This is a genomic window from Mammaliicoccus sp. J-M40 (genome assembly GCF_022386395.1).
GTDB classification, from domain to species: Bacteria; Bacillota; Bacilli; order Staphylococcales; family Staphylococcaceae; genus Mammaliicoccus; species Mammaliicoccus lentus.
The window spans coordinates 1-3,213 of the sequence record NZ_JAJNIQ010000026.1 but is presented as its reverse complement, the minus strand read 5'-3'; the positions used below and the strand labels follow the sequence as shown (position 1 = coordinate 3,213).

At 33.4% G+C, this 3,213-nt stretch carries 2 protein-coding genes; one reads left to right on the top strand and one right to left on the bottom strand.

The window, feature by feature from the left end; translation table 11 throughout:
• Positions 1–272: 272 nt before the first annotated feature.
• A complete protein-coding gene (locus LQ688_RS13820; protein ID WP_064205259.1) occupies positions 273–1,178 on the bottom strand; it encodes a CvfB family protein in 906 nt (301 codons plus the stop codon).
• Between the two features lie 143 nt (positions 1,179–1,321).
• On the opposite strand from LQ688_RS13820, the gene LQ688_RS13815 reads away from it, so the two are divergent.
• Complete coding sequence (locus tag LQ688_RS13815; protein WP_016999772.1) at positions 1,322–2,923, top strand: ABC-F family ATP-binding cassette domain-containing protein; 1,602 nt, start codon at positions 1,322–1,324, stop codon at positions 2,921–2,923.
• Positions 2,924–3,213: the final 290 nt, after the last annotated feature.

The following is a 3,213-nucleotide window of genomic DNA, read 5'->3' as shown; positions in this document are numbered from 1 at the left end:
CTCCATATAATTTATACCTCTGGTATTTTTCACTTAATAATCTACGATTTGTATTCAATGACAACATTTTTATAACGTTTAAGAAGCTATAGCCTTGTTCATATAAATCAAAAGCTTCTAATAAAGTATTGATATCTATTTTAATATTTCTAGTCATAATAAAACTCCCTGCTAAATTTTCACTATTTAAGTGTTTACTTAACAGGGAGCATATCATTTTGCGTTAGGTCACGGCTTGTATATGCTCAACTCATTTATAACAATATAAGAATTTATGCTTCGTCTTGTTTAACTTGAGCCCAGCCTTTTGTAGTAATCGCAATTTTACCTGTTTCAATAACGATAAGTTTTTGTTTATACAATCTACCTATTGCGCGTTTGAAACTTGCTTTACTCATATTAAATACTTCTTTGATTGCTTCTGGGTCAGATTTATCCCAGAAAGGTAGTTCTCCATCATATTCTACTAGTAAATCAAAAATAATTTGTCCGTCTTCATCAAGACGTTCATGTGCTAATGGTAAGAATGAACCATTTAACTCGCCATTTTCTTTAACACCAATAATTCTAACGTCCATTTCTTCGCCTAACCTAGGTTCATGTCTACGTTCAGATTCATGTACGAATATTTTGTATCCGTCTTCTGAAAGTAAAAATGTTCCTACTCTTAACAAGCGGTATGGTCTAGCTGTAACATGTTGATGTAAAACTGTTTCTTCCGCAGCTTTATACATAGTATCAACAATTGTTTCAGTCGCTAATCTTGCGAACATTTGACTATTGCTATCTATTCTTAGCGTACAAAAAATCATGTCGCCATTTTGTGGCCAAAGTTCTTTAACTTTTGGAAGGTCTTCCCAAGGTATTAATACCTCTCTAGGTAGTCCAACATCAACTGCTGCGCCATCTCTATCTACTCTTAAAACTTTTACCCAATCGTAACGGTCTTTTGTAATTGTTGGCATATTTTGTGTGGCAAATAATTCGCCAGAACGGCTTGGATATACAAAGAAACTATAATCTTCGCCTATTTCTAAATCGTCTTCATTATCTACTTCAGATGCATTCATTTTAATATGTTCGCTGTTAGGTCCAAGTAAATGGTACGTTGAACCTTCCAATCTATCCACTTTTAAAAAGTCTATTCGACCTACAAGTGTATCTTTTTCTTGTGCCATATCATTCTCCATTCTTATCTTATTAGTTTCTACATTATAACATGCATTTTGTTTCATGTAACGACAGTTCATTCTCTTGTCCTTTTTTGTTAGATATATGGTATAATTCATCGATAGAAGTATTAATGAAAAGGAGTCATTTAATGTTACAAGTCACTAATGTAAGTTTACGATTTGGTGATCGTAAACTATTCGAAGATGTAAATATTAAGTTCACACCAGGCAACTGTTACGGACTTATTGGGGCTAATGGCGCTGGAAAATCAACATTTTTAAAAGTGTTATCTGGAGAATTAGACTCACAATCAGGTAACGTTTCATTAGGTAAAGATGAACGTTTAGCTGTATTAAAGCAAGATCACTTTTCTCATGAAGATGAAAAAGTAATTGACGTGGTATTAAAAGGTCACGAAAAATTATGGAAAGTTATGAAAGAAAAAAATGACATTTACATGAAGCCAGACTTCTCTGATGAAGATGGTATGCGTGCTGCTGAACTTGAAGGCGAATTTGCTGAGATGAACGGTTGGAACGCTGAAGCGGATGCTTCTGTATTACTTTCAGGTTTAGGTATTAAAGACGACCTACATGATAAACAAATGTCTGAATTAGAAAATAACCAAAAAGTTAAAGTATTATTAGCTCAAAGTTTATTTGGTGAGCCAGATGTTCTATTACTGGACGAGCCTACAAACGGTTTAGATATTCAAGCAATCGCTTGGTTAGAAGAATTCTTAATAAACTTTGAAAATACAGTAATCGTTGTGTCTCATGATAGACACTTCTTAAACAACGTATGTACACACATCGCTGATTTAGATTACGGAAAAATTAAATTATTTGTTGGTAACTATGATTTCTGGTATCAATCAAGTCAACTAGCTGCACAAATGGCTCAAGATCAAAACAAGAAAAAAGAAGAACGCATTAAAGAATTACAAGACTTTATTGCTCGATTTAGTGCGAACGCATCTAAATCTAAACAAGCAACAAGTCGTAAGAAGATGTTAGATAAAATCGAATTAGATGATATTCAACCTTCTTCAAGACGTTACCCATTTGTTAACTTTAATATTGGTCGTGAAATCGGTAACGACTTATTACAAGTTCAAGGTGTTTCAAAAACAATTGATGGTAATAAAGTTTTAAATAATGTTTCATTCACTATGAATCCTAATGATAAAGCTGTATTAATAGGAGAAAGTGAAATCGCTAAAACTACCCTACTTCGTATTTTAGCTGGTGAGATTGAACCAGATGAAGGTACAGTTAAATGGGGCGTTACGACTTCTCGTTCTTATTTACCTAAAGATAACTCAGAATTCTTTGACGGTGTAAATATGAACTTAGTTGATTGGTTAAGACAATATGCACCACCAGAAGAACAAACTGAAACATTCTTAAGAGGTTTCTTAGGACGTATGCTATTTAGTGGTGAAGAAGTTAAGAAAAAAGCAGACGTACTTTCAGGTGGAGAAAAAGTAAGATGTATGTTGAGTAAGATGATGTTATCAAATTCTAACGTACTATTATTAGACGAACCTACTAACCACTTAGACTTAGAAAGTATCACAGCTGTGAACGACGGTCTGAAGAACTTCAAAGGTTCATTAATCTTTACTTCATATGACTTTGAATTTATTAACACAATTGCTAATAGAGTTATTGATATTAAAGAAGATGGCGTAATTTCTAAAGAAATTAGCTATGAAGAATATCTGAAAGATCAAGGTGTATATAGCTAATATATGCTGAGATTATACGAACAGGCTGAGACATTTATATGTCCCAGCCTGTTTTTTGTTATATAAGTGCGAGTAGCTTACTGTTTATAATGAATTAGAAGAGAATGTCCCCCTCTAACGTGCACGAAACTTAAGACAAGCCCGTTACATTTTCTAACGAGCTAGTGGTAGCAAACAAGCACGTTAGCGCTATAAAAAGGAATATGTCCATATAATTGTGTAATAAAAAAAGAGCCAAATATAGCTCACTTTAGTACAATGTAATCGACTAAGAAAATATTGTAGAGGTG